Origin of the sequence: Brevundimonas pondensis, assembly GCF_017487345.1 — a bacterium.
Lineage (GTDB): Bacteria > Pseudomonadota > Alphaproteobacteria > Caulobacterales > Caulobacteraceae > Brevundimonas > Brevundimonas pondensis.
In genome coordinates, this window is record NZ_CP062006.1 from 3,311,271 (window position 1) to 3,331,207 (window position 19,937).

General features: G+C 68.6%; 21 protein-coding genes and 1 tRNA gene. 19 read left to right on the forward strand and 3 right to left on the reverse strand.

Annotated elements, in window-relative coordinates:
* The first annotated feature begins 22 nt into the window (after window positions 1-22).
* From hemC to IFE19_RS16340, 5 genes are all read left to right on the forward strand, one after another.
* A complete protein-coding gene (gene hemC, locus IFE19_RS16320) occupies window positions 23-976 on the forward strand; it encodes a hydroxymethylbilane synthase (RefSeq protein WP_207824193.1) in 954 nt (317 codons plus the stop codon).
* A gap of 3 nt (window positions 977-979) precedes the next feature.
* Window positions 980-1,675 carry a uroporphyrinogen-III synthase gene (locus tag IFE19_RS16325; RefSeq protein WP_207824195.1) on the forward strand — a complete coding sequence of 232 codons (696 nt, stop codon included), beginning with the start codon at window positions 980-982 and terminating at the stop codon, window positions 1,673-1,675.
* A gap of 49 nt (window positions 1,676-1,724) precedes the next feature.
* A tRNA-Thr gene (locus tag IFE19_RS16330) sits at window positions 1,725-1,800 on the forward strand.
* Window positions 1,801-1,972: 172 nt separating this feature from the next.
* Window positions 1,973-3,169 carry a methionine adenosyltransferase gene (gene metK / locus IFE19_RS16335; RefSeq protein WP_207824196.1) on the forward strand — a complete coding sequence of 399 codons (1,197 nt, stop codon included), beginning with the start codon at window positions 1,973-1,975 and terminating at the stop codon, window positions 3,167-3,169.
* A gap of 162 nt (window positions 3,170-3,331) precedes the next feature.
* On the forward strand, window positions 3,332-4,579 hold the full coding sequence (locus tag IFE19_RS16340) for an argininosuccinate synthase (protein WP_207824198.1): 1,248 nt from the start codon (window positions 3,332-3,334) through the stop codon (window positions 4,577-4,579).
* A gap of 18 nt (window positions 4,580-4,597) precedes the next feature.
* On the opposite strand, the gene IFE19_RS16345 is transcribed toward IFE19_RS16340, so the two are convergent.
* Window positions 4,598-5,899 (reverse strand): PQQ-dependent sugar dehydrogenase, encoded by a 1,302-nt coding sequence (locus IFE19_RS16345; protein WP_207824200.1) that lies wholly within the window; start codon window positions 5,897-5,899, stop codon window positions 4,598-4,600.
* Window positions 5,900-6,017: 118 nt separating this feature from the next.
* Here IFE19_RS16345 and IFE19_RS16350 point away from each other — a divergent pair, with 118 nt between their 5' ends.
* The 4 genes from IFE19_RS16350 to IFE19_RS16365 all read left to right on the forward strand — a co-directional run bounded on the left by IFE19_RS16350 (window position 6,018) and on the right by IFE19_RS16365 (window position 8,460).
* Window positions 6,018-6,491, forward strand: coding sequence for a translation initiation factor IF-2 (locus tag IFE19_RS16350; RefSeq protein WP_207824202.1), 474 nt, complete (start codon window positions 6,018-6,020; stop codon window positions 6,489-6,491).
* A 101-nt stretch (window positions 6,492-6,592) separates the two neighbouring features.
* Window positions 6,593-7,123 carry a hypothetical protein gene (locus tag IFE19_RS16355; RefSeq protein ID WP_207824204.1) on the forward strand — a complete coding sequence of 177 codons (531 nt, stop codon included), beginning with the start codon at window positions 6,593-6,595 and terminating at the stop codon, window positions 7,121-7,123.
* A gap of 53 nt (window positions 7,124-7,176) precedes the next feature.
* On the forward strand, window positions 7,177-7,815 hold the full coding sequence (locus IFE19_RS16360; RefSeq protein WP_207824205.1) for a LysE family translocator: 639 nt from the start codon (window positions 7,177-7,179) through the stop codon (window positions 7,813-7,815).
* Window positions 7,816-7,902: 87 nt separating this feature from the next.
* The gene (locus IFE19_RS16365; RefSeq protein WP_207824206.1) at window positions 7,903-8,460 is read left to right on the forward strand and encodes a CC0125/CC1285 family lipoprotein; all 558 of its coding nucleotides are present in this window, start codon (window positions 7,903-7,905) and stop codon (window positions 8,458-8,460) included.
* A gap of 193 nt (window positions 8,461-8,653) precedes the next feature.
* Here IFE19_RS16365 and IFE19_RS16370 read toward each other — a convergent pair whose 3' ends face one another.
* Complete coding sequence (locus IFE19_RS16370; RefSeq protein WP_207824207.1) at window positions 8,654-9,394, reverse strand: DUF6065 family protein; 741 nt, start codon at window positions 9,392-9,394, stop codon at window positions 8,654-8,656.
* Window positions 9,395-9,470: 76 nt separating this feature from the next.
* Here IFE19_RS16370 and IFE19_RS16375 point away from each other — a divergent pair, with 76 nt between their 5' ends.
* The 9 genes from IFE19_RS16375 to IFE19_RS16415 all read left to right on the forward strand — a co-directional run bounded on the left by IFE19_RS16375 (window position 9,471) and on the right by IFE19_RS16415 (window position 15,940).
* Window positions 9,471-10,013: a prolyl-tRNA synthetase associated domain-containing protein gene (locus IFE19_RS16375; RefSeq protein ID WP_207824208.1), complete on the forward strand. Its 543-nt coding sequence runs from the start codon at window positions 9,471-9,473 to the stop codon at window positions 10,011-10,013.
* A gap of 420 nt (window positions 10,014-10,433) precedes the next feature.
* Entirely contained in the window at window positions 10,434-11,234 is an 801-nt protein-coding gene (locus IFE19_RS16380; protein WP_207824209.1) for a BRO-N domain-containing protein, read from the forward strand.
* A gap of 254 nt (window positions 11,235-11,488) precedes the next feature.
* Window positions 11,489-13,240, forward strand: a complete 1,752-nt coding sequence (locus IFE19_RS16385) for a tetratricopeptide repeat protein (RefSeq protein WP_207824210.1) — start codon at window positions 11,489-11,491, stop codon at window positions 13,238-13,240.
* A gap of 216 nt (window positions 13,241-13,456) precedes the next feature.
* On the forward strand, window positions 13,457-14,350 hold the full coding sequence (trxA, locus tag IFE19_RS16390; protein ID WP_207824211.1) for a thioredoxin: 894 nt from the start codon (window positions 13,457-13,459) through the stop codon (window positions 14,348-14,350).
* Between the two features lie 13 nt (window positions 14,351-14,363).
* Window positions 14,364-15,023, forward strand: coding sequence for an LON peptidase substrate-binding domain-containing protein (locus tag IFE19_RS16395; RefSeq protein WP_207824212.1), 660 nt, complete (start codon window positions 14,364-14,366; stop codon window positions 15,021-15,023).
* A 112-nt stretch (window positions 15,024-15,135) separates the two neighbouring features.
* Entirely contained in the window at window positions 15,136-15,330 is a 195-nt protein-coding gene (locus tag IFE19_RS16400) for a Trm112 family protein (RefSeq protein WP_207824213.1), read from the forward strand.
* A 93-nt stretch (window positions 15,331-15,423) separates the two neighbouring features.
* Complete coding sequence (locus IFE19_RS16405; RefSeq protein ID WP_207824214.1) at window positions 15,424-15,561, forward strand: hypothetical protein; 138 nt, start codon at window positions 15,424-15,426, stop codon at window positions 15,559-15,561.
* A complete protein-coding gene (locus tag IFE19_RS16410) occupies window positions 15,561-15,767 on the forward strand; it encodes a hypothetical protein (protein WP_207824215.1) in 207 nt (68 codons plus the stop codon). The genes IFE19_RS16405 and IFE19_RS16410 overlap by 1 nt, the downstream gene beginning before the upstream one ends.
* Window positions 15,764-15,940, forward strand: a complete 177-nt coding sequence (locus IFE19_RS16415) for a hypothetical protein (protein ID WP_207824217.1) — start codon at window positions 15,764-15,766, stop codon at window positions 15,938-15,940. Before IFE19_RS16410 ends, IFE19_RS16415 begins: the two co-directional genes overlap by 4 nt.
* Before the next feature lie 58 nt (window positions 15,941-15,998).
* Here IFE19_RS16415 and IFE19_RS16420 read toward each other — a convergent pair whose 3' ends face one another.
* On the reverse strand, window positions 15,999-17,249 hold the full coding sequence (locus IFE19_RS16420) for a UbiH/UbiF/VisC/COQ6 family ubiquinone biosynthesis hydroxylase (RefSeq protein WP_207824220.1): 1,251 nt from the start codon (window positions 17,247-17,249) through the stop codon (window positions 15,999-16,001).
* 132 nt (window positions 17,250-17,381) lie between these two features.
* Between IFE19_RS16420 and IFE19_RS16425 the strand changes: the two genes are divergently transcribed.
* On the forward strand, window positions 17,382-19,850 hold the full coding sequence (locus tag IFE19_RS16425; RefSeq protein ID WP_207824222.1) for an FtsK/SpoIIIE family DNA translocase: 2,469 nt from the start codon (window positions 17,382-17,384) through the stop codon (window positions 19,848-19,850).
* Window positions 19,851-19,937 lie beyond the last annotated feature (87 nt).

A 19,937-nucleotide genomic window follows, 5' to 3' on the forward strand; every position in this document is an offset into this window, starting at 1 on the left:
TCTTTCGCAACGGCGCCTCGACGTGACTGAACCCCTCCTTCGCATCGGCACCCGCCGCTCCAAGCTGGCCCTGGCCCAGTCCGGCATGATGCAGCGCGCCATCGGCCGCGCCCTGGGCGTGGCCGAGGCCGACATCGAAGCCCTGGTCCCCCTGGTCGAGATCGTCACCACCGGCGACCGCATCCAGGACCGCCGCCTGCTGGAAGTCGGCGGCAAGGCCCTCTTCACCAAGGAGATCGAGGAGGCCCTGCTCGACGGCCGCGTCGACGTCGCCATCCACTCGATGAAGGACGTTCCCGCCGAACAGCCAGACGGTCTGGCCATCGCCGCCGTGCCTGAACGCGAGGACGCCCGCGACGGCTTCATCAGCGAACATTTCGCCACCTTCGCCGACCTGCCGCACGGCGCCCGCCTCGGCACCGCCTCGCTGCGGCGTCAGGCCCAGGCTCTGGCCCTGCGTCCCGACCTGCAGATCGAGATGCTGCGCGGCAATGTCGACACCCGGCTGAAGCGGCTCAAGCACGGCGATTTCGACGCCATCCTTCTGGCCTGCTCGGGCCTGAACCGGCTCGGCTTCTCCGAGGTCATCCGCGAGCGCCTGTCGCTCGACGTCTTCCTGCCCGCCCCGGGCCAGGGCGCCCTGGCCATCCAGACGCGCGCGAACGACGCAGACGCCGCCTGGACCCGCCTCCTCAACCACGACCTGACGGCCCTGACCGTCGCCGCCGAACGCGGGGCCATGGCCGCGCTGGAAGGGTCCTGCCGCACCGCCATCGGCGCCCACGCCGTGATCGAGGGCGACGTCCTGCGCCTGACCACGGAAATGCTCAGCCCCGACGGCTCTGCCCGCTGGCGCCGCGTCGGCGAAATCTCCGGGGTTTCAGCTGCGACCGCCCTCGACCACGCCCGCTCGCTCGGCCTGCGGCTCGGGGCCGAGGTCCACGCCGAGGCCGGCGACCAGAAGATCGACCTCTAGGCCATGCGGCCGATCCGCCGCGTCTGGATCACCCGCGCCCAGCCCGGCGCCGCGCGCACCGCCGCCCGGCTGACGGCGCGGGGCTTCACGCCTGTCGTCGTTCCCTTGCTCACGATCCGCCCCCTGCCCGACGCCCTCAAGACCGCGCCCGACTTCGCCACGGTCAACGCCCTCGCCTTCACCAGCCCCAACGGCGTCGAGGCCTTCGCGGCCCTGACGCCCGCCTTGCGCGACCGCCCCGTCTTCGCCGTCGGCGACGCCACCGCCGAAGCCGCCCGCGACGCGGGCTTCGCGAACGCCCGCTCGGCCGCCGGCGACATCCACGCCCTAGCGCGCCTCATCGCCGCCACGTCCATCAAGGGGCTCATCCTCGCCCCTGGCGCCCGCGAGCCCGCCGGCGACCTGCCCGCCCTCCTGCCCGCCTGCCAAATCCAGCGTCTGCCGGTCTACGCCGCCGAGGAAACCGGCGCCGTCCCGCCCGCAGACTTCGACGCGGTTCTGCTCCACTCCCCCCGCGCGGCCCGCGCGCTCGCGGCCTGTCTGGACCCCGACGCCGCGCGAAACCGCCTCGTCGTCTGCATCTCCCCCGCCGCCGCCGTCCCGCTCCAGGGCCTCAGCTTCACCGAAATCCGCACCGCCGACGCCCCGGATGAAAACTCCATGCTGACAGCGCTTGGCAAGTCCGCCGGACCCGTATAAAGACCCGACCTCGCGCGGCCCTCCGACACTGGTCAGGCCGCCGACCGGAGCCGCTTTAGCTCAGCCGGTAGAGCACATCATTCGTAATGATGGGGTCAGGTGTTCGAGTCACCTAAGCGGCACCACTTCCTTCCAGCACATTGAAATCAGAAGAAACCGGTCCGGCCGCCCGTCTGTTCGCGCGCGGACCTCTTGCCTGTGCGCACCTGTGATTCCGCGCCATGCTTCGGTCATCCCTTGAACGTATAAGCATATCTTTATATGTCTGTCGGCCTCACCGTCTTGCAGGAGCCTGCCTTGGCCCGTTCGTCCTTCCTCTTCACCTCCGAGAGCGTTTCGGAAGGCCACCCCGACAAGGTCGCGGACCAGATTTCCGACTCCATCGTCGACCTGTTCCTGTCCAAGGACCCCGAGGCGCGCGTGGCGTGCGAGACCTTGACGACGACCAACCTGGTGGTCCTGGCCGGTGAAATCCGCGGCAAGGGCATCATGGACACCGAGGGCGCTTGGGCTCCCGGCGTCGAGCAGGAGATCGAAGACACGGTGCGCGGCGTGGTCCGCGACATCGGCTATGAGCAGGACGGTTTCCACTGGAAGACCTTCCGCTTCGAGAACAACCTGCACCCGCAATCGGCCCACATCGCCCAGGGCGTCGACGCCGCCGAGGACAAGGACGAGGGCGCGGGCGACCAGGGCATCATGTTCGGCTACGCCTCGAACGAGACGCCCGAGCTGATGCCGGCCACCCTGCAATACAGCCACAACATCCTGAAGACCCTGGCCGACGCCCGTCACGCAGGGATCGAGCCGGGCCTGGAGCCCGACGCCAAGAGCCAGGTCACGCTTTATTACGAGAACGGCCGCCCGACACGCGCGACCTCGATCGTCGTCTCGACCCAGCACAAGGCCAATCTGAGCCAGTCGCAAGTCGCGGCCATCGTCAAACCCTATGTCGAGAAGGTGCTGCCCGAAGGCTTCATCACCGACGAGACCGAGTGGCACATCAACCCGACCGGCACGTTCGTCATCGGCGGGCCGGACGGCGACGCCGGCCTGACCGGGCGCAAGATCATCGTCGACACCTACGGCGGCGCGGCCCCGCACGGCGGCGGCGCCTTCTCGGGCAAGGACCCGACCAAGGTCGACCGTTCAGCCGCCTACGCCTGCCGCTACCTGGCCAAGAACGTGGTCGCCGCCGGCCTGGCCGACCGCTGCACCATCCAGATCAGCTACGCCATCGGCGTGTCCAAGCCCCTGTCGGTCCACGTCGACCTGCACGGCACGGGCAAGATCGACGAGGCCGTGCTGGAAGCCGAACTGCCCAAGCTGATCGGCGGCGCCTCGCCGCGCGCCATCCGCGAGCACCTGGGCCTGAACAAGCCCATCTATCGCCGCAGCGCCGCCTATGGCCACTTCGGCCGCGCCCCCGACGCCGACGGCGGCTTCAGCTGGGAAAAGACCGATCTGGTCGACAGGCTGAAGGCCCTCGTCTGAGGCCTGTGATCGCCTGAACAATGAAGGGCGTCGCGGCTTCGGTCGCGGCGCCTTTTTCACATCGGCGTCTCACGACACAATCATGCCCTTGCATCACAGGGCGTCTGGTCCTTTAAGCGCGCCAGACACGCCTCCCCGCGGCCCGAAAGGATTTTTCGACCCATGACCTCGCCCGCCCCCCAAGAACGGCCCATCAAGAAAGTCGTCCTCGCCTATTCGGGCGGGCTGGACACGTCGATCATCCTGAAGTGGCTGCAGGAGGAATACGGCGCGGAGGTCATCACCTTCACCGCCGACCTGGGCCAGGGCGAAGAGCTGGCCCCCGCCAAGGAAAAGGCGCTGAAGCTGGGCATCAAGCCGGAGAACATCTTCATCGACGACCTGCGCGAAGAGTTCGTGCGCGACTTCGTCTTCCCCATGTTCCGCGCCAACGCCCTGTATGAAGGCCAGTATCTGCTCGGCACCTCGATCGCGCGTCCGCTGATCGCCAAGCGCCAGATCGAGATCGCCCGCCAGCTGGGCGCCGACGCCGTCTGCCACGGCGCCACCGGCAAGGGCAACGATCAGGTCCGCTTCGAGCTGGGCTATTACGCCCTGAACCCGGACATCCACGTCATCGCCCCGTGGCGCGAGTGGGAGTTCCGTTCGCGCGAGGCCCTGCTGGACTTCGCCGAGAAGCACCAGATCCCGATCGCCAAGGACAAGCGCGGCGAGGCCCCCTTCTCGGTCGACGCCAACCTTCTGCACTCCTCGTCCGAGGGCAAGGTGCTGGAAGACCCCGCCGTCGAGGCCCCCGAGTTCGTGCACCAGCGCACCATCTCGCCGGAAGCCGCCCCGGACGTCGCCACGGTCATCGAAATCGGCTTTGAAATGGGCGACGCCGTCTCGATCAACGGCGAGGCCATGAGCCCCGCGACCATCCTGACCGCCCTGAACCAGTACGGCCACGACAACGGCATCGGTCGTCTGGACCTGGTCGAAAACCGCTTCGTCGGCATGAAGTCGCGCGGCGTCTACGAGACCCCCGGCGGCACCATCCTGCTGGCCGCCCACCGCGGCATCGAGTCCATCACCCTGGACCGCGGCGCCATGCACCTGAAGGACGAACTGGCGGTCAAATACGCCCACCTCGTCTACAACGGCTTCTGGTTCTCGCCCGAGCGCGAGATGCTGCAGGCCGCCGTCGACAAGAGCCAGGAGAAGGTCTCGGGCGTGGTCCGCGTCAAGCTCTACAAGGGCAACGCCACGGTCATCGGCCGCGAAAGCCCCTACAGCCTCTATGATCAGGACCTCGTCACCTTCGAGGAAGGCGTCCAGGCCTATGACCACAAGGACGCCGCCGGCTTCATCAAGCTGAACGCCCTGCGCCTGCGCGTCCTGGCCAAGCGCGACGCCCGCACCAAGGGCTAAGGCCCAAAAGACCAATGCCTAGGGCCGGGCGATCCTCAGGATCGCCCGGCTGCGGTCGTCCGTGACCCAGATCGACCCGTCGGCGGCCACCGCCATGACCACCGGCGAGCCGCGCGGCTGACGCCCCGCCACGCGGTCCCAGCCCGGCGTCAGAACCTTGCCCTTCACGCTCGGCGCCCCCGCCGGATAGGCCAGCGACCCGCGCGGATAGACGGCGTAGCGCCCGCCTACGTCGGTCAGCGGAACCCCCCGCTCATCTGTCTCCACCGCCGTGATCCGACCCGCCGTGCGGCGATAGCCGTGCCAGGTCATCAGCAGCCGCCCGCGCAGTTCCGGGAACATCGCCCCCTCGTAATAGATCATGTCCAGCGGCGCCGCGTGCGGCGGCAGCAGGGCGACCGGCCGATCCCGCTCTCCACACCGCGCCTGACGTGCGGGCCAACCGGGCAGAGGCGTCTGCAAGTCCACGCAATAGGGCCAGCCGTAATGGCCGCCCTGTCGCAGCACATTGACCTCGTCGAACGGATGCTCAGGCGTGGTCAGATCGACCGAGTTCTCGGCCTGCAACACCGTCCCCGACGGATGCCGCACCAGGGCGATGGAGTTGCGCAGACCACTGGCGAAAACCGTGCTGTCCTCGGCCCAACGGCCATTGCCCAGATAGGCGTGACGCCGCACCTGGGCCGTCGCCGCGTCCTCGACGCAGGCGCCGCGCGCGTCGGTCTTGGGCTTGCCCGCCGCGTCCAGACAGCGGTCGCTCGGCGCCCCGACATTGACCAGCAGGTCGCCGTTCCCGTCGAAGACGAAGCTCGACAGCGGATGGCGATTGTCGTGCAGCCGGTTGTCCGGCAGGTCGCCGATCACGGTTCGCACGCTGGCCGCCGGATCGGCCGCCTCGGGGTCCAGCGTCAGGATGCGGTTCATCTCGGACACATAGATCCGCCCGTCCGGCCCGCGCGCCACGGTGTGCGGCATCGACAGTCCGCCCGCCAGCCGCCGCCAGCGCGCCGCGCCATCCGCCGCGAACCACAGCCGCCACACCGCGCCCCGGCCCGCCTCCCAGCCGCCCAGGTCCGTCACCAGCCAAGCGCCATCGGCCAGTTGCATCAGTCCGCGCGGCATCCGCGGCCCCTCGGCCCCCGCCCCCTGCCAGACCAGACCCAGACACAGCCCCGGCGCCATGCGCACCGTGGTCGCGGGTTCGCCGTCGCAATCACCGCTGATCGCATAGGTGCGGGCGCTCGCTTGCGCCTGGGCCTCGTTCAGCGATCCGGTCGTGAAAGACGCCAGCACGGCGAGTGAGAGCAGGGCAGGTTTCATGCACACATGCTGACGCTTGCGCTCATCGCATGGCAAGGCCAACTTGCATTCTCGCTCGGTCGTCCCGACCAGCGCGCCCTACATCGGACGCCCCGTTCGTTCCTGCCGGAGTTCCTCCATGTCCCGCCTGACACTCGCCGCCGCCGTCGCGGCCTTCGCCGTGTGCGCCGCGCCCGCCGTCGCCCAGCAAGCCGCCGCCCCGGCGCCGAGCTCGGCCGCCCCCGCCAAGTCGGCCGAAGAAGTCGCCTTCGAGGCCAGGGGCCAGGCCTTCCAGGCCGAAGCCGCGCGCATGGGCAGCGAACTATCGGTCGTGATGGACGACGCCAGCCTCGACGCGGCGACCAAGAAGACGCGCACCGACGCCATCCTGAACCAGTACGAACCGCGCTTCTCGGCCTTCGCCGACGAAATGGCCGCCTTCCTGCGCCTCATGGCCGAGAAACCCGAGCACGCCGCCGACAAGACCCAGATCCTCGCCGCCGCCGAAGCCGCCCCGGCTCAGGTCCGCAATGTGCCGAGCCAGATCCGCTCCAGCATCGCCCAGGCCCTGGCGGCGCCCGCCGCTCCGGCTGCGCCCGCCGGTCAGAACTGACCCGGAATCGCAGCAGGGCGGGCCGTTCGCCTTACCGCGATTTCACTTGAGATCGAGCCTCCTTCGGCGGACCTTGCAGCGTCCGCCGAAGGAGATCCGAAATGATCCGCGCCCTGTCGCTCGTCGCCGCCCTTGCCCTGCTGCCCGTTTCCGCCGCCGTGGCCCAGGACCAGAAGACCCAGGCCGAGATCCAGCTGGAAACGGCCGCCGCCGCCTTCGAAAAGAAGATGGAGGAGTTCGGCGAACGCGCCGAGGCCATCCAGGACGACGACACCCTCGACGAAACCGTCAAGGGCTTGAGGGTCGCCGCCCTTTGGTCGGAGTATCAGCCTCACGTCACGGCCTTCACCAGCCTGGCGACGCAGCAGGCCGGCGAAATCGCTCAACAGGCCCTGGCCGCGATCGACATCGACGCCGTGGTCGCCGAGGCCCTGGCCGGCGTCGAACCCATGGTGCAGGGGCTGGCGACAAACGGCGCCTGGGCCCAGGCCGATCCTGACCAGATGGTCACCTATGGTCTGATGGCCGACTACGCCGTCGGCCAGACCGAGGAGGCCATGGCGGAAGTCGAGGCGGCCTTCACGGCCCCGCCGGCCCCGCCGGCGCCCCCGGCCAAACCCGCCAAGACCTGAACTCGACACCCGACCGCGCTTGACCTGACCAATCGCGCGCCGGAAAGGGTCTTATGGCCGCGCTTCCCGTCGATCCGCATCTTTACGCCGCCTTCCTGGGCGTCATGGCCGTCATGGCGATCACGCCGGGCCCCGCCAACCTGTTCGCCGTGGCGACCGGCATGGAAAAGGGCCGCGCCTCGGCCCTGATCGGCGTGGTCGGCATGAACGCCGCCACCCTGGTCTGGTTCGGCGCCGCCGCCCTGGGCCTCGGCGCCCTGGTCGCCGCCTTCCCCCAGGTCTTCCGCATCATCGCCGTCCTCGGCGCCCTCTATGTCGCCTGGCTGGGCGTCAAGGCCTTGCACGGGGCCTTCGCTACGGCGGCCGAGCCCGACCATGTCGAGGTCAGGCGCGGCCGCAGCGCCCTGATCGACGGCTTCACGGTCCAGATCGCCAACCCCAAGGCCATCCTCTTCTTCACCGCCGTCCTGCCGCCCTTTCTCGACGTCAACCGCCCGGTCGCGCCCCAGCTGGCCCTGTTCGCCCTGGCCACCATCGGCATGGACGTCCTGTCGATGAGCGCCTACGGCCTTGGCGGCGCCGCCCTGGCGAACCGGATGAACCAGCCCCGCTTCAAGCGCGGTTTCGGGATCTTTGTCGGCGGTCTGCTGATCCTTGCAGCCGTCCTGATCATCACCAGATTGCACGGATAGGCGTCTGTGTCGCAGACTCAGGAACTTGGCTGTTCACCTGTCGTTCAGCAGCACGGTCGTTCAGTGAAGGTTCAAGGAGACGTTCCCATGAGAAATCTTCGTAAGACGTCGGTTCTGGTCGCCCTCGCCGGCGCCCTGGCCCTGGGCGCCTGCGCCACCGCCACCCCCTATCAGCCGGCGGGCCTGAACGGCCAACGCGGCGGCTATGCCGAACAGCGTCTGGAAGCCAACCGCTACGCCGTCAGCTTCTCGGGCAACTCCGTCACCTCGCGCGATCAGGTCGAGATGTCGCTGCTGCTGCGCTCGGCCGAATTGACGGTCGAGAACGGCTACGACTGGTTCGCCACCGTGACCCGCGCCACCGACCGCGACACCCGCTTCTATTCGACGCCCGATCCCTTCTACTACGACCGCTATGGCCCCTACTGGGGTCCGTCGTGGCGCTTCTACCAACGCGGCTACTGGAGCACCTGGGACCCCTACTGGGGTCGTGACCGCGACATCCGTCAGGTGGACCGCTACGAGGCCACGGCCGAGATCGTCATGGGCCGCGGTCCCAAGCCCGCCGGCGATCTCAACGCCTTCGACGCCCGCGAGGTCATCAACAACCTCGGCCCGCGCGTGCTGCGGCCGGCGTCCAGGTAAGAGGGCGCTATCGCTCGCGACACGGTCGCTCGCTGCTTGAGCGCATTTTGGTGCGCTAACGGCCTCCGGCCTGCTTGAGCGCCGAACTAGAAACGCCCGCCTCAGCGATGAGGCGGGCGTTCCTGTCTGTGATTTCGGCCTCAAGTCGCGCGAAGCGCAATAGGCCCCCTCAAGAAAGACCCTCGGGTCGGCTCTAACCGACCCGAGGCGTCTTCAATCTCCGCTTGTTGGCGTGGGTGGCCGGCGCCGAGCCTAGGGCCTCCGGCACCTCGCCCTTGAAGTAGAAGCGCTGCCAGGCCTCCTTGGCCGCATCGGGATCGCCCGAGGCCAGACGGCTGTTGAAGTCGGTGCGCGCCCGGTTCCAGGCGTCGAACTGCCCTCTCATGCCGGGGTTGGACTCCAGCGAGCGGATCACCGGCTCGAAGCCTTCCACCTTGCGATGCTCGATCGGCAGGATGAAGCAGAAGGGCTCGCCCTTCTCGAACCGCACCTTGCCCGGCCGGGTGAAGATCCAGTTCATGGTGAAGGGGAAGGGCAGCCAGTCGGTCTCGATCAGACCGGTCAGCGGCTGGATGCCGTCCTTGACGTGGTTGGGCGAACCCTGCGCCAGCATGCCCCAGCCCGGCGGCGTCCGGAACAGGTACTGCGGGTGCATGGTCAGGACCCCGCGCGAGAAGTGCGAGCTGACGAAGTGATCCAGTTCCGGCTGATGCCGGTCCGGCGTGATCTTGATGTCCGACTGGGCCGGGCCGCCGTTCCATTCCGCCGTGAAGCCGAACGGGCACAGGATCTCCCAGCCCGTGGTGTTGGCCATGTTCAGCGGCAGGCAGCGATAGGGGTGCCGGCTGGCGAAGGCGTCCATCCAGTTGCGCGACTGGCGGCCCGGCACCAGGTCGCACGGCCGGGCGGTCATCGGATAGCATTCCAGTTCCAAGACGCGGGCTCCCAAACAGGCTAACGATTGTCTTCTCCTCCCCTATCGCCCCCGCCGCCCGCCCGACAAGACCGAGATGACCGACACCGCCGCCGAACCGCCAGTCCCCGAGTCTGTTCCCGCCTACGACCGCGCCCGCCTCCTGGCCTGGATGGCCGACAACGGCGTGGCCCAAACCACCCATGACCACCCCGCCGTCTTCCGCGTCGAGGAAGGTCTGGAGCTCAAGGCCGACATGCCCGGCCTCCACACCAAGAACCTGTTTCTCAAGGACAAGAAGGGCCGGCTTTGGCTGATCTCGGCGGCCCAGGACACGGTCATCGACCTGAAGCGGGCGCACCGCGCCATGGGTTCGGATCGCCTGTCCTTCGGCAACGAGACCCTGATGTGGGAGACCCTCGGCGTCCGCCCCGGCTCGGTCACCGCCCTGGGCCTGATCAATGACACGGATCGCCGCGTGACCTTTGTGCTGGATCAGCGCCTGTGGGAAGCGGACGTGGTCAACTTCCACCCCCTGACCAACACGGCCACCACCGCCCTCGATCAGGCGGACTTCCGCCGTGTGCTGACCCTGATGAGCCGTGAGCCGCTCGTGGTCGACTTCAACGCCCTGGACTGAGCTGAGACACCGGTTCTCAAGCTCGTCTGCCGCGACTAGTTCGGGTCGCGGAGGCCAAGTTCATGTTTGGCGAGTGAGGATACTAAGCAACTGTTCGAGCGTGCTTAATTCGCAGCATCCACAGCATCCCCCACCGAATTGAGAACAAAGAGCGAAGATCAAGTCTTTACGTGCGATTAGCCATGTGCGCCCATGCATATAGTCGAGCGCGAATCCAACACACTACATCTAGTGTTCCGATCCGCTCTTGATCGCACCGACGAAAAAGCCGCCGGGACGGCAATCCCGACGGCCTCAGCTTCGAAGGTGTTCCCGGATTGGCGGGGCCTGTCTAAGCGCTCACCGTGAATTCTTCCACGGGCTAACGGTCTCGTCAATCCATCACTTTTAGGCCTGCACTCCAGGCAGAAAGGGATGGCGATGCAATACGCTCTCCAAGTGTTTGAAACTGAAGACCACCTCCAGTTCCGTACCTTCGATGTAAACGGGGAGCCATGGTTTAGCCTCGCTGACGCGTGCAGTGCGCTCGACATCAAGAATGCGAGCGACGCCGCAGGCCGTTTAGACGAGGACGAAAAGGGGGTCGTTCAGACCGATACCCTTGGTGGAACGCAAAAGATCCGGATCATCAACGAGTCCGGCCTGTGGAACCTTGTAATGAGGTCGGACAAGCCAGAGGCCAAGCGCTTCAAGAAATGGGTGACTGGAACAGTCCTGCCCCAGATCCGCAAGACAGGCTCATTCGGCCAACAGCGCATGCCGCTCTTTCTGCAGCGCTACAGCGCAAACCATAATCGCGTTTCCGCCGGACACTTCTCCGTCATCCAAGTACTCGCCACGCACCTCTATGGCCCGCTAGAGTTTGCGGGCCATGTGATGGCGGATCGAAGTCTCGACGGAAAGGAAATGCGGCCTGAAAATAGCGTTGGCAGGCTTTTTAGCGACTGGCTCAAGCGGAACCATCCCGAAGCCAATGACCAGTTCAGCTACTATATCCACTGGACGCCTCAAGCGGAGTTTCCGGCGCGGCAGTACCCCAATTCTATGTACGGCTTGTTCGTGGAGTTCATGCAGGAGACATGGATCCCGCAATGCACCTCCTACTTCAAGGGTCGCGACCCAGGTGTCCTTCCCCATCTGCCGAAGCTGCTTCCCGCGAACGACGCTAGAGGCGGGATGATGAGGCTGCCGACCATGCGTCGTCGGAAAACTAGCAACTGAAGCCGACACGATCGGATGCCGCCTTTGGCAACCAAACACCCCGGGGAGACTTCGGTCTCCCCCACATCACCGCCTGATCCTTACACGCCTTGATCGCGATGGCTCGCGCCACCAGCCACTCCCTGGGGAAAGTCCCGTTTCCCTGAATCGTCCTGTCCAGACCGCGCGACAACCAATAATATCGCCGTTCTTCATTTCTGCGCCGGACGGCGCCGCGGGCGTTCATCGCGTCAGACCCTCGAGGGGGACGGTGCATGCGACTGTTGTGGAAAGCCCTGGCCGTGGGCGGCGCCGGTCTGGTTCTGACGGGTTCCAGCGCCCTGTCGCCCCTGCCGGCCGCGACGCCCGGCGCGCTCAATGCAATCTGCGGTCCCGCCAGCACGGGCGGCGCTCTGCTGCGCGAACTGCTGATCGCCTCGGCCGTTGCCGCGCCGGCCAGTCAGGCCCAGCCCATACCCCTCTATCCCGACCTGACGACCTCGCCGTTCCGGGCGACCACCGACGATCCCCGCGCCCAGGCCTATTTCAGCCAGGGACTGATATTCGCCTATGGCTTCAACCACGCCGGGGCGGTGCGCTCCTTCCGCGAGGCGCAAGGCCTCGATCCCGACTGCGCCGCCTGCTGGTGGGGCGAGGCCCTGTCGCTGGGGCCCAACATCAACGCCCCGATGGACGACCGCGACCGGGCCGCCGCCCTTAACGCCAGCGACCGGGCCATGGCCCTGCGCGAGCGCGCCAGTCCCCGCGAGCAGGCCCTGATCGAGGCTCTGGCCCTGCGCTATTCGCGCGATCCCGCCGCCGACCGCGCCGCGCTGGACGCCGCCTACGCCGACGCCATGCTGGCCGTCGCCCGCCGTTTTCCTGATGACGACGACATCGCCGTCCTGGCCGCCGAAGCCCTGATGGACACCACGCCATGGAACTACTGGGAGGCCGACAAGCGCACCCCCGTCGGCCGCAGCGGCGAGGCCGTGCATCTGGTCGAGGGGGTCCTGACCCGCAATCCCGGTCATGTGCAGGCCGCCCACCTCTACATCCACCTGCTGGAGGCCGCCGATCCTCAGCGCGCCGAGGCGGCCGCCGACCGCCTGGCCGCCGCCTCCACGCCCAGCGCGGGCCATCTGGTCCACATGCCGGGCCACATCTATGTGCGGCGCGGGCGCTACGCCGACTCCATCCGCCTGAACGTCGCAGCGGCGCGGGCCGACGAGGCCTTCATCCGCGACACCGGCGACGAGAGCCTGGTGCGTTACGGCTATTATCCGCACAACATCCACTTCATCGTCGCCTCGGCCCAGATGGCCGGCGACATGACCACCGCCCTGACCGAGGCGCGGCGCCTGCGCACGGTGCTGGACCCGGCCACCTCGGCCCGGATCGCCTGGATCCAGGTCATCGACGCCGCACCCTATCAGGCCCTGGCCCAGTTCGCCGAGCCGCGCGCCATCCTGTCGGCCCCGGCGCCTGACGCCCGGCTGCCCTATGCGGTCGCCATGCGCCACTACGCCCGCGCCGTCGCCTATGCGCGACTGCGCGACCAGAGGGGCTTTGACCGCGAACTGGCGGCCTTGACCGCGCTCAAGACCTCCGACGCCTTCGCCGACATGATCGCCCAGGGCGTGCCGGCGCCCGACCTGCTGACCCTCGCCGAGGCCGTGGCGCGCGGACGGCTGGCGACGGCGCGCGGCCGCCACCTCGAGGCCGCCGACCACTATCGCCGCGCCGCCGAGATCGAGGCGAGCCTGCCCTATCAGGAGCCGCCCTACTGGTATTATCCGGTCAATCAGTCGCTGGGCGCCGCCCTCTATCAGGCCGGTCGGCCCGCCGAGGCGGCCGTGGCCTTCCGCTACGCCCTGGCCCAGACGCCCAACAACGGCTGGGCCCTCTACGGCCTGGCCCGCAGCGAGGCGGCGCAAGGCCACGCCGACGAGACGGCGACGGCGGAAGCCTCCTTGCGCGCCGCCTGGCGGGGCGATCGTCGCTGGTTACGCATGGACCGGCTCTGAGGCGACCACGACCCGTTCTGGCGCAGCCGCCTGCTATCCAGATCGGGTCCGGGCGGCGGATTTCAGACGATTCAGACGAATTGGACTCCGTTTTTCGCGCGCGGACCCGTCCCCTTGCGACGAGACGCCTCATCTCCGCCACTTGGCGCTTGATGACGAGGTATCCCGACGCCATCTGATCCGTTACGATTCTTCGACCCTGATGCGGACCCGATCATGACCTTCGCCGACCCCAAGCTTTCCGATGACCTGATCAAGGACGGCACGGACGCCTCCTTCATGACCGACGTGATCGAGGCCTCGAAGCATCAGCCGGTCATCGTCGACTTCTGGGCCACCTGGTGCGGCCCTTGCCGGACCCTCGGCCCCGCTCTGGAGAAGGCCGTCCGCGGCGCCGCCGGCGCGGTGAAGATGGTCAAGATCGATGTCGACGCCAACCCGGCCTATGCGGGGCAACTCAGGGTCCAGTCGATCCCGACCGTCTACGCCTTCGTCAACGGCCAGCCCGTCGACGGCTTCCAGGGCGCCGTGCCCGACAGCCAGATCAAGGCCTTCATCGACAAGCTGACCGGCGGCGCCGGGGTCAACACCGACGTCGAACAGCTGCTGTCTCTGGGCGAGGAATCCCTGTCGCTGAACGACCTGGGCGGCGCCGCCCAGGCCTTCGCCCATGTCCTGACCATGGAGCCGGAAAACCCCAAGGCCATCGCCGGCATGGCCCGCGTCTATCTGGCCGAGGGCGACGCCGAGCAGGCGCGCCAGACCATCGCCATGGCCCCCGCCGATTCCACCGACCCCATGGTCCAGAGCGTCCGCGCCCAGCTGTCGCTGGCCGCCTCGGCCCCGACCGGCGCCGCCGCCGAACTGCAGGCCCAGATCGCCGCCGATCCCAATGATCATCAGGCCCGCTACGACCTGTCCCTGGCCCTGGCTTCGGCGGGCGACCTGAACGGCGCCGTCGATCAGCTGCTGGCCATCGTCAAGGCCGACCGCGAGTGGAACGACCAGGCGGCGCGCAAGCAGCTTCTGACCGTGTTCGAGGCGGCGGGCGCCACCAGCGAGGTGGCCCGCGACGGCCGCCGCCGCCTGTCTTCCATCCTGTTCGCCTGATCGGAGACCGGCGATGGCCCAGGGCTATATCAAGGCGATTGAACTGCCCCAGATCATCCCGGTCTTTCCCCTGCCAGGGTCGATCCTGCTGTCGCGCGGCCAGCTGCCGCTCAACGTCTTTGAGCCGCGCTATCTGAACATGGTCGACGACGCCATGGCCGGGGACCGGATCATCGGCCTGATCCAGCCCCAGACCAGCGCCCTGGAGCCCCAGCCGCCCCTGGCCCGCGTCGGCTGCGCCGGGCGGATCACCAGTTTCAACGAGACCTCGGACGGGCGTTATCTGATCACCCTGACCGGGGTCTGTCGCTTCCGCGTGACGAGCGAGCTTCAGGTCAGAACCCCCTATCGGCAGGTCCGCGCCGACTTCGCCCCGTTCGAGCCTGACCTGCGCGCGCCTGACCCCGCCGCCGACTTCGACCGCGACAGCTTCCTCGACGCCCTGCGCCCCTATCTGGAACACCGGGGTCTGAACGTGGACTGGGACACCGCCGAGGCCGCGCCGCAAGAAGCCTTGATCAACAGCCTGGCCATGGCCCTGCCGTTCGAGCCGCCCGAGAAGCAGGCCCTGCTGGAGGCCGAGACCCTGGACGCCCGCGCCGAAGCCCTCACCGCCCTCCTGCGCATCGACGCCGCCAGCGACGGCGACGACGACAACCCGGCGATGCAGTGAGTTGGCGCTGCTCCGACCTGACGCTATGAACCGCAACAGCCTCTGGCGAACGATTGGGCGACCGGCGCCCTCAAACAGCGAGCGCCCGCGGCGCGAACGATAGGGCACAATAATGAGCGACGCCTTCAACACCCCCGTCTCGGTCGATCCTCGCCTGCTGGAGGTCCTGGTTTGCCCGGTCACGCGCGGCCGCCTGACCTATGACCGCGAGCGTAACGAACTGGTCTCGGCGGGCGCCAGGCTGGCCTTCCCCATCCGCGACGGCGTGCCGATCATGCTTGCCGAGGACGCCCGCCCGCTGGACTGAGTCGGCTTACGCCGCCCTTAGGCGCCGGCCCGTTTTCCACATCGCGGCCTTACGCCCTTCGGGTGTCTTCTTCGCCCCATGAAGGAGACGCCCATGAGCCGCCGCGCCCTGTTGAACCAGTCCCTCCGCCCCGCCGCCCCGCCCGGCGGGCCCAGCGTCTGGCGCATGACCCAGACTGTTCTGGCCCTCTATCTCGGCTGCACGCCCCGCGACCGGAGCAGCCCCCGATGATGAGCGGCTATCCCGACACACGGGCGCCGGACCCACGTCCGCACCCCGCCCGAGCCTATGGCGTGATCGCTCGCGACGGCGGCTGGTGCGTCACCCTGGAGGACTGCGCCACCCGCCCCTTCAAGGACCGCGAGGCCGCCCTGCGCATCGCTCGCCAGCTGCAGGCCCAGGCCGACCGCCTGAACCACACGGAGACCCGGCCATGACCGCCGCCCCCGTCCTGTTCGAAATCCGTCGCCTGGGCCGCGTCTGGCGCCTGGCCTCCTCGGACGGGCTCTTCTTCGGCCTGTTCCAGACCCGCGCCTCGGCCCTGCGCTGCGCCGTCGAGGAAGCCGACCGCCGCCACGACGCCGACGTGCTCCTGCACACACACGACTAGGCGCTCAGCCCCCTGCCGCCCAAACGGCCTCAAGCAGCCCGAAGGGCGGTAGGCCCCTTTAAAGAGCCTCGCCTCGCAAGAGGCGGGGCAAATCCCCCGTCGCCCCGCCCGCCTCGTGCATGAAGGCGCGGCGCAGGGGGGCGATGCGGTTGACCGCCGCCATGCCCAGGTCGCGCACCAGCCGCACCGGCGGCAGGTCGTTGGAGAACAACCGCACAAAGCCGTCAAAGCCCGCCGCCAGGGCCGCATTGTCGAACCGGCGCCAGCGGGCGTAGCGCTCCAGCACCAGCTCCGAGCCGATGTCCTCGCCTATCCGCACCGCATCGGTCAGCACCTCGGCCAGGGCCGCGGCGTCCTTCAGGCCCATGTTCAGCCCCTGCCCCGCCACCGGATGCACCCCGTGGGCGGCGTCGCCCAGGATGGCGATGCGCGGGGCGACCAGCTTCTCGGCCAGACTGAGCGACAGCGGATAGACGAAGCGCGGCCCGACCACCTCCACCCCATCCAGAAACTCGCCGAAGCGGCGCATCAGGTGGGCGTGGAAGGCCTCGTCCGAAGCGACCTTCAGGGCCTCGGCCCGGCGCGTGCTCTCGGTCCAGACCAGGCTGGCGCGCTGTTCCGTCAAGGGCAGGATGGCGAAGGGGCCGTCGGGCAGGAAATACTCGTGGGCGACATTGCCGTGGTCACGGCCCAGCTTGACCGTCGCAACAACCCCGCTCTGGCCATAGCTCCAGCCGAAGGTGTCGATGCCCGCCGCCCGGCGCACGGTCGAGCCGCGTCCCTCGGCCCCGACAACCAGAGGCGCCTGGATGGTCGAACCGTCCTTCAGGCTCACAGACGCCAGACCCGGCCCGACCTCGACTCCGGCCACGCTGGCGGGCGCCCGGACCTCGATCCCCGCGGCGGTCACGGCCTCGGCCAAGGCGGTGCGGATGCGGCGGTTCTCCAGCATATAGCCCAGGGGCTCGCCGCCGTTACGGTCGCCGATCTCGTCGGCGTCAAAGCGGATATAGGCCGGCGACGGCGGGCGGCTGGCGGCGCCCGGCCGCTTGCCGTCCGTGACCAGAATGCGGTCCATGCGGCAGGCGTGCGGACGAAGGCTCTCGCCCAGCCCCAGTGCGTCCAACATGCGGAAGGTGGAATAGGCGATGGCCGTCGAGCGCCCGTCAAAGGTCGGCGCCAGCTGGGCGTCGAACGGTTGGGGATCGACCAGCACCGGCTTCAGCCCGCCCTGCGCCGCGGCCAGCGCAAACGTCGCCCCCGCCAGTCCCGCGCCCGCGATGATGATGTCGTAATCCGTCTGAGCCATGCCGCCTGTGTCGCGCCGTTGGCGCCGCGCGTCCAGAGGCCAGACGTCGCGGGCGCCGGATCCTCGCCTGGTAAACAGCCCCTTAACCCTGTCGCGCGACAAGGGAGGCCTAGTCTTCTGAGGTTCGCCTTCATGTCCGCCGCCCTCGCGCTCGGCCAACGCGCCTGGTCCACCGCCCGCATCGTCTGGGGGGCGCCCTTCGCCGTGCGCTTCCGCGGCGTGCTGCAAGCCCTGCTGGCCAGCCTGCTGCTGGTCGCCATGATCTCGTGGAACCCGGCGGACCCCAGCCTCAACGCCGCCTCGACGCAGGGGCCGACCAACTGGCTGGGCGCCACGGGCGCCGTCTTCGCCGACCTGATGATGCAGTCGCTGGGTCTGGCCGCCTGGCCCGCCGTCCTGCTGCTGATCGCCTTTGGACTGGCGACGGCCATCGGCGACGCCTTGCAGCACCGGCTGCAACCCACGGCCTTCAAGGTCTTCTGCTCGGTGTCCGGCGTCCTGCTGCTGTCCGCCGCCCTGTCGGCCCTGGCCGCGCCCGCCAGGTGGCCGCTGGCGGCCGGTCTCGGCGGCCTGTGGGGCGACGGCGTCACCGGTCTGGCGGCGCAGGGCCTCGCCGCCCTGCACATCCCCGCTGGACGCTGGATCGCCGGGGGCCTGTTCCTGATCCTCGGCCTGTGGGCTCTGGGCTACGCCGTGGGCCTGCGCCTGCGCGACTTCACCGACACCGCCGGCTGGGCCGCCGAGAAGAACGCCGCCCGCCGCGCCCAACAGGCCGAACGCCCCGCCAAGCCCGCTCGCGCCGTCGCCGAGGCCGCGCCCGTTGCTGCGGCTGCTCCTCGCCGTCCGCGCCGCGTCCACGAACAACCCGAGCCCGCCCCTGAGGCGCAAGGCGTCGAGGCCGACGACAACCCCTATGCGGCCGATCCCTACGCTGACGACGAACCCCCCGCCTACGCGCCGCCGTGGGAGGATGCGGCCCCCGCCCCGGTCGCCCCGCCCTCGGCCCGTCCGTCTAAGGCTGTCGAGCCGCGCGTGGCGGCGGTAAAAGCGCCCAAGCCCCGCAGCGACGCCGATCAGGCGACCTTCGACTTCGAGCCCGGCGAGGGCTTCGACCTGCCCTCGCTCGGCATCCTGGCCAAACCGGGCCAGCGCGGCGGCGCCGTGGACGAGGAGTCGCTGAAGCAGAACGCCAAGATGCTGGAAGGCGTGCTGCAGGAGTTCGGCGTGCGCGGCGTGATCGACCAGATCCGCCCCGGCCCGGTCGTCACCCTCTATGAGCTGGTCCCCGCGCCCGGTGTGAAGCACGGCCGCGTCGTGGCCCTGGCCGACGACATCGCCCGCTCGATGTCGGCCCGCGCCTGCCGCATCAGCGTGGTCCAGGGCCGCAACGCCATCGGCATCGAACTGCCCAACGCCAAGCGCGAAACCGTCTATCTGCGCGACCTGCTGGCGTCCGGCGAGTACGACAAGAAGAGCCACCTGCTGCCGCTGGCGCTGGGCGAAACCATCGGGGGCGAACCCTATGTCGCCGACCTGGCGCGCATGCCTCACCTGCTGATCGCGGGCACCACCGGCTCGGGCAAGTCGGTCGGGGTCAACGCCATGATCCTGTCGATCCTGTACCGCCACTCGCCCGCCGAGTGCCGCTTCATCATGATCGACCCCAAGATGCTGGAACTGTCGGTCTATGACGGCATCCCGCACCTGCTGGCGCCGGTCGTGACCGATCCCAAGAAGGCGGTCGTGGCCCTGAAGTGGACCGTGCGCGAGATGGAGGACCGCTATCGCCGCATGTCCAAGCTCGGCGTCCGCAACGTCGCCAGCTATAACGAGCGGGCCCGCGAGGCCCAGGAAAAGGGCGAACATTTCGAACGCACCGTCCAGACCGGCTTCGACGAGCAGGGCCGCCCGGTCTACGAGTCCGAGAAGATCCGCCCCGAGCCCATGCCCTATCTGGTCGTGGTCATGGACGAGATGGCCGACCTGATGCTGGTCGCCGGCAAGGACGTGGAAGGCGCCGTCCAGCGTCTGGCCCAGATGGCCCGCGCTGCCGGCATCCACCTGATCATGGCCACCCAGCGCCCATCGGTGGATGTCATCACAGGCACCATCAAGGCCAACTTCCCGACCCGGATCTCCTTCCAGGTCACGTCCAAGATCGACAGCCGCACCATCCTGGGCGAGCAGGGCGGCGAGCAACTGCTCGGCCAGGGCGACATGCTCTACATGGCCGGCGGCGGCCGCATCACCCGCCTGCACGGCCCCTTCGTCACCGACCAGGAAGTCGAGGAGGTGTGCAAGCACCTGCGCCTCCAGGCCGAGCCGGATTATCTGGACCTGATCACCGACGAGCCGGACGGCGACGGCGACAACGCCATGGGCGGCGACGGCGACGGCATGTCAGGCGACGACCTCTACGACCGCGCCGTGGCCGTGGTCACGCGCGACCGCAAGGCCTCGACCTCCTACATCCAGCGCCGCCTGCAGATCGGCTACAACCGCGCCGCCACCCTGATCGAGCGCATGGAACAGGAAGGCGTCGTCAGCCCCGCCAATCACGCCGGCAAGCGCGACATCCTGGCCGGGCCGCCTCCCATGTAGCCTCGGCTGCGCCGAGGGCGGCGGCTTCGCCGCCGAGCGCTATCGCTCGCGACGCGGTCGCTCGCTGCTTCAGCGCCGAAGCGGGCA